Here is a 5,781-nt window from a genome sequence, read left to right as displayed (position 1 = left end):
GACGCCACCACACCCCCGACGACGCCACCCTCGGCACCCCGCTCAACCCCGAGCGCTACGACTACGAATCCGCGGTGCTCTGGAACGCCCACGCAGGCATGCTCTGGCGCCGCTTCACCATCCACCTGCGCCGCGAGATCGCCCACCGCGCGGGCCTGCCCCAACGCGAACTCCCGCACCGCGCCCGGGCCTCCTTCGCCAAGGTCGCCGAGTACCAAAAGCGCGGCGCCGTCCACTTCCACGCCGTGATCCGCCTCGACGGCCCCGCAGGCGGCGAGACCGCACCCCCGCACTGGGCCACGCCCGAGCTGCTGACCGACGCCATCCGCGCAGCAACAACCCGTGCCCTCGTCCCCGGCCCGGTCCTCGACGGCCGAGCCCACACCTTCGCCTTCGGCCCCCAGCTCGACATCCGTACGATCCACGGCCCCGACTTCCACGACGGCCAGGCCCTCACCGACCGAGCCGTAGCCGCGTACATCGCCAAGTACGCCACCAAGGGCGCCGAGACCGCGACCGGCACCCTGGACCGCCGCCTACGCTTCGCCGCCGAACTGGCAACGATGAACCTCCCGGCACACGCGGAACGCCTCATCCGCACCGCCTGGGCCCTCGGCGCCCGTAAAGACCTCGAACACCTCCGCCTTCGCGCCTGGGCCCACTGCTCGGCTTCCGGGGCCACTTCTCCACCAAAACCCGCCGCTACTCCACCACCCTCGGCGCCCTCCGCACCGCCGCGCCGAATGGCGCCGCCTCCAAGCCGCCATCGCACGCGGCGAAGACACACACCCTGTGGACACCGACAGCCCTGACGAGAAGACGACGCTCGTCCTCGCCCACTGGACCTACACCGGCACCGGCCTCACCCCCACCGAACAGTGGCTATCCGCCTCCCTCGCCACCGAAGGAGGCACCGCCCGATGACGACCACGATCACGCCCAAGTGGCACACCACGGCCGAGGTCGCCGCCATGCTCGGCTTCGGCCTGTCCAAGACGAAAATGCTCGTCCTCACCGGGGAAATCCGCTCCGTCAAGGTCGGCCGCAACCGCCGCATCCTCCCCACCTGGGTCGACGAGTACGTGACCCGCTGCGCGGCAGAAGCCGAGGGCACCGAGAGGTGGTCGGCATGAGCGGTAAGCGAGGCAACGGCGAAGGCTCGATCTACCCGTACCGCAACGGCTTCGCCGCGTACGTCTGGGTCACCACCCCCGACGGCAAACGCAAGCGCAAGTACGTCTACGGCAAGACCCGAACTGTGGTCCATGAGAAGTGGCTCAAGGCCCACGCCGACGCCAAGAAGGACCCGGTCCCCACCCGGCACCGCACCGTCGCGGCCTTCCTCGACTACTGGCTTGCCTCGGTCGTAAAGCCCAACCTGGCGCCCCTCACGTACGTCGCGTACGAGGGTGCTGCACGCCTCTACATCGCGCCGCACCTCGGCTCCAAGCGGCTCGACAAGCTGACCGTCCGCGACGTACGCGAGTGGCTGACGAAGCTGGCCGACACCTGCCAGTGCTGTGCCCAGCGCAAGGACGCCAAGCGTCGTCCCGAGCGTCAACGGTGCTGCGCCAAGGGCGAGTGCTGCGGGCAGTACCCGAGGGGGCGCGTCGTCCAGATCGCCCGGGACACGCTCCGCGCGGCCCTGAGTCAGGCCGTGGTCGAAGAGGAGACCCCGCGCAACGTCGCCAAGCTCGTCCGCGTCCCCAAGCCCCGGCGCCGGAAGGTCAAGGCGTGGTCCGTCAGCGAAGCGAGCCGCTTCCTGGAGCACGCCGTCGCGTCTGACGACTCGCTGTATGCGGCGTGGGTCCTGGCCCTGACTCTCGGCCTGCGTCGCGGGGAGATCCTGGGTCTCACCTGGGATTCCGTCGACTTCGACACGGGCGAGCTGTACATCGATCACCAGCTCCAGCGCGCGGGCCGGGAGGTCCTGCACCGCGAGACGAAGACGGAGGACTCGGAGGACTTCCTCCCCCTCCCTGGCCTCTGCCTGGCCGCACTCAAGCAGCGCCGTCAGCAGCAGGAAGCCGACCGGGAAACAGCCGGAGACCTCTGGCAGGACACCAACGGGCTGATCTTCACCACCCGCTACGGAACACCCATCGAGCCCGGCAACCTCACTCGCGCCTTTGCCGTCCGCATCCGCCAGGCCGACATCCGCGCGATCCCACTCCGCAACACCCGGCACACCACCGGCAAGCTCCTCGTCGCGCTCAAGGTGCACCCCAAGGTCGCGCAGCGGATCTTGCGGCACTCCAAGTTCACGATGACCTTCGACGTCTACTCGGAAGCCAGCGACGAAGAGATCCGCGACGCACTTCAAAGGCTGTCGCACGGCTTCAGAGTCGAACCGTGATTACGTCAAAGCCCCTGGTAGGCGGCCTGCAACTTGTAGGCCAACTACCAGTTGGCCTCCTTCAGGTATTATCGACCACGACTCTTAAGACTCTACGCGTGCATGCTGCGCGACTGTGAGTTTTAAGAGCGAAGAGAGGAGCCCGGCCAAACAGGCCGGGCCCCAGGTGGACGGACTGGGCTAGCTGATCCTCGCAAGGACATCCAGCTGCAACTGGAGCATTGCGACTAAAAAGGACAGCATGGCCCAGTCTGGTCCGGGCGACTGATCATTCATCACGTACTCACCTCCCCTCGCGAGAGGGAGTGAGCATGTCGCCGAACGCATTTTACGGTACGTGGCAGCCCATCACTCATCCATGGCGTGGTTGCTCACACCTCAAGGCACACGAACGCCGGTCCTCGCCCGTCCCGAGCACGGGCGCTCACGTGACGACGACCGACGTTGCTGTACTCCGCTGCTGTACGGCACCACAGAGGCCCCGTACCGAACCCGGTACGGGGCCTCTAACCTGCGCTGACCTGCGCAAAAACCTGAGCCGCCTGTCGGATTCGAACCGACGACCTTCTGTTTACAAGACAGATGCTCTAACCAGCTGAGCTAAGGCGGCCTGTGGCACGCGCGCGTGCTTGTGCAGTGTACCCATCGGTTCGCGGGCGGTGGCGGGGGCATGTGGTCTGTCCGCGGGTACTGACAAAACCGCTGCCAGGGGGTTAGCGTCACCGCAGGTTCACGCGGGGACGCGGTGGACCTGCCTCCCTTTACGACGGATCGTCCGGCACGTACCTGCCGGTGAAGGAGAAGAGAACATGGCCACGGTCACCTATGACAAGGCGAGCCGGGTGTACCCCGGTGCTGATTCGGCCGCTGTCGACAAGCTCGACATCGAGATCGAGGACGGCGAGTTCCTCGTCCTCGTCGGCCCCTCCGGGTGTGGGAAGTCGACCTCGCTGCGGATGCTCGCGGGGCTGGAGGACGTGAACGAGGGCGCGATACGCATCGGTGACCGCGACGTGACGCACCTGCCGCCGAAGGACCGGGACATCGCGATGGTGTTCCAGAACTACGCGCTGTACCCGCACATGTCCGTGGCCGACAACATGGGCTTCGCGCTCAAGATCGCTGGGGTGCCGAAGGCCGAGATCCGGCAGAAGGTGGAGGACGCGGCCAAGATCCTGGACCTCACCGAGTACCTCGGGCGCAAGCCCAAGGCGCTCTCCGGCGGTCAGCGGCAGCGTGTCGCCATGGGGCGCGCCATCGTCCGGGAGCCGCAGGTCTTCCTGATGGACGAGCCGCTGTCCAACCTCGACGCCAAGCTCCGTGTGCAGACCCGTACGCAGATCGCCGGTCTGCAGCGCCGTCTCGGCATCACGACGGTGTACGTCACGCACGACCAGGTCGAGGCCATGACCATGGGGGACCGGGTGGCGGTGCTCAAGGACGGCCTGCTCCAGCAGGTCGACACCCCGCGGCATATGTACGACCGCCCCGCCAATCTCTTCGTCGCGGGCTTCATCGGCTCCCCCGCCATGAACCTGGTCGAGGTCCCGATCACCGACGGCGGTGTCAAGTTCGGCAACAGCGTGGTGCCCGTCGACCGCGAGGCGCTCACCAACGCCGCCAGCAAGGGGGACACGACCGTCACGGTCGGCGTCCGCCCCGAGCACTTCGATATCGTCAACGGCGACGGCAGTGCGCTCTCCAAGGACGAGCCCGCCGGCGTCGCCGTCACCGTCAACGTGGTCGAGGAGCTCGGCGCCGACGGCTACGTCTACGGCACCGCCGAAATCGGCGGCGAGTCGTGCGACCTGGTCGTCCGTGTCTCCGGGCGCAGCGTGCCCGAGAAGGGTTCGGTCGTCCACGTGGTGCCGCGCGGCGGCGAGACCCACGTCTTCGCCACCTCCTCCGGCGAACGCCTCTCCGACTGAGCAGCAGGGGTCGGCCGGGCCGGCCGTGGGCCGTGGGGGTGTGACGGGACGGTGTCCATGACGCCGGCGCCCGTCACACCCCACTCTTCTCTCGAACAGCGCAAAATGGCGTTCCCTCGATACGGTGACAAAATGTCGCCAAATCACTACCCCTCGCTACCATCGCGGGCGTGAACCACGCAGCCCGCCGAATCGGCCGATCCCTCGCCCTCGTACTCCCGGTCGTGCTCGTCCTGTCCGGGACCCTCGCCGTCACCAGCGTCCCGTGGACCTCCACGCCCTCCGACTCCCAGGTGCTCACCGCCTCCGCGGAGAAGGCGTCCACGCAGAAGGAGGCGCAAGCCCCGCAGGACGTGCTCCGCGACCGGCTCATCGCCGAGCTCCAGGAGAAGGACCCTGGCGCCGCGCTGACCAGCCTCCAGGAAGCCGTGACCCGCAAGCCGTCCCTGGCGCAGCACTGCGCCTCCATCGCGCGGGCGCTCGGCAAGGCCGCCGTGCAGAAGTACGGAGCCGCCCACCGCGCGCACCGCTACTCGCGCCCGGTCTGCGACACCTCCTTCGCCTCCGGGGTGGCGCAGATGAACTGAACCCCACCACAGCGCTGCCGGGCGCCCGGCAGCACACAGCGGCCCCGTACGTTCACCGCGCCGTCACGCGCAATAGGCTGCGGCTCATGACCGCTCATCCGACCCAAGCCGTGATCCTGGCCGGCGGCCAGGGATCACGGCTTCGGCCGTACACCGACGACCGCCCCAAGCCGATGGTCGAGATCCCCGGCACGGGAACGCCGATCATCGGCCACCAACTGGCGTGGCTCGCCGCCGAGGGCGTCACCGACGCCGTCGTCTCCTGCGGCCATCTGGCCGAAGTGCTGGAGAAGTGGCTCGCCGAAGCCGACCTCCCGCTCCGGGTGACGACCGTGATCGAGCGGGAGCCCCTGGGACGCGGCGGAGGGCTGAAGTTCGCCGCCCGCTCGCTGCCCCGCGCCGACGAGCCCTGGTACGCGACGAACGGCGACATCTGGACCCGCTTCTCGCTGCGCGAGATGGCCGCCTTCCACGCCGAGCGGGACGCCACCGCGACACTCGCGCTCGCCCGGCCCCGCATCCCGTGGGGTGCGGTGGAGACCGACGAGTTCGGGCACGTCCTGGACTTCATCGAGGCCCCGCCCTCGCCGTATCTGATCAACGCGGGCGTCTACGTCTTCGCGCCCGCCTTCACCGGCCTGCTGCCGGACGTCGGCGACCACGAGCGGGCCACCTTCCCCCGGCTCGCCCGCGAGCGCCGCCTGGCGGGCTTTCCGCTGCCCCAGGGGTCGTACTGGCGGGCCATCGACACCGCCAAGGACCTCACCGAGGCCGCCAAGGAGCTCGCCGGGACCACCTGACCCCGCCGCCCCCGCGGGCCTCCGCGGCCCCCGTGAGACGGACGAGACGGACGAGAGCGGCGAGGGCCGCCGGGACGCCCCCGTACGGAGCGTTCCCGGCGGCCCTCGCC

At 68.8% G+C, this 5,781-nt stretch carries 5 protein-coding genes, 1 tRNA gene and 1 pseudogene; 6 read left to right on the top strand and 1 reads right to left on the bottom strand.

Features of this window, described 5'->3' with window-relative positions; translation table 11 throughout:
- From G5C65_RS29870 to G5C65_RS29860, 3 genes and pseudogenes are all read left to right on the top strand, one after another.
- A pseudogene (locus G5C65_RS29870) lies at positions 1–924 on the top strand (replication initiator); the annotation flags it as partial.
- Positions 921–1,133 (top strand): excisionase family DNA-binding protein, encoded by a 213-nt coding sequence (locus tag G5C65_RS29865; RefSeq protein WP_165302170.1) that lies wholly within the window; start codon positions 921–923, stop codon positions 1,131–1,133. The pseudogene G5C65_RS29870 and the gene G5C65_RS29865, both read left to right, overlap by 4 nt.
- Positions 1,121–2,356 (top strand): tyrosine-type recombinase/integrase, encoded by a 1,236-nt coding sequence (locus G5C65_RS29860; RefSeq protein WP_338146730.1) that lies wholly within the window; start codon positions 1,121–1,123, stop codon positions 2,354–2,356. Before G5C65_RS29865 ends, G5C65_RS29860 begins: the two co-directional genes overlap by 13 nt.
- Before the next feature lie 536 nt (positions 2,357–2,892).
- Here the strand turns inward: G5C65_RS29860 and G5C65_RS29855 are convergent.
- Positions 2,893–2,966, bottom strand: a tRNA-Thr gene (locus tag G5C65_RS29855).
- Between the two features lie 199 nt (positions 2,967–3,165).
- On the opposite strand from G5C65_RS29855, the gene G5C65_RS29850 reads away from it, so the two are divergent.
- From G5C65_RS29850 to G5C65_RS29840, 3 genes are all read left to right on the top strand, one after another.
- Complete coding sequence (locus tag G5C65_RS29850) at positions 3,166–4,284, top strand: ABC transporter ATP-binding protein (RefSeq protein WP_165302168.1); 1,119 nt, start codon at positions 3,166–3,168, stop codon at positions 4,282–4,284.
- A 170-nt stretch (positions 4,285–4,454) separates the two neighbouring features.
- A complete protein-coding gene (locus G5C65_RS29845) occupies positions 4,455–4,871 on the top strand; it encodes a hypothetical protein (protein WP_165302167.1) in 417 nt (138 codons plus the stop codon).
- A gap of 86 nt (positions 4,872–4,957) precedes the next feature.
- Entirely contained in the window at positions 4,958–5,671 is a 714-nt protein-coding gene (locus G5C65_RS29840; protein ID WP_165302166.1) for a nucleotidyltransferase family protein, read from the top strand.
- The last annotated feature ends 110 nt before the right edge of the window (positions 5,672–5,781 follow it).

The organism is Streptomyces boncukensis (genome assembly GCF_011045075.1).
Lineage (GTDB): Bacteria > Actinomycetota > Actinomycetes > Streptomycetales > Streptomycetaceae > Streptomyces > Streptomyces boncukensis.
This window is presented reverse-complemented; position numbering and strand designations above follow the sequence as displayed.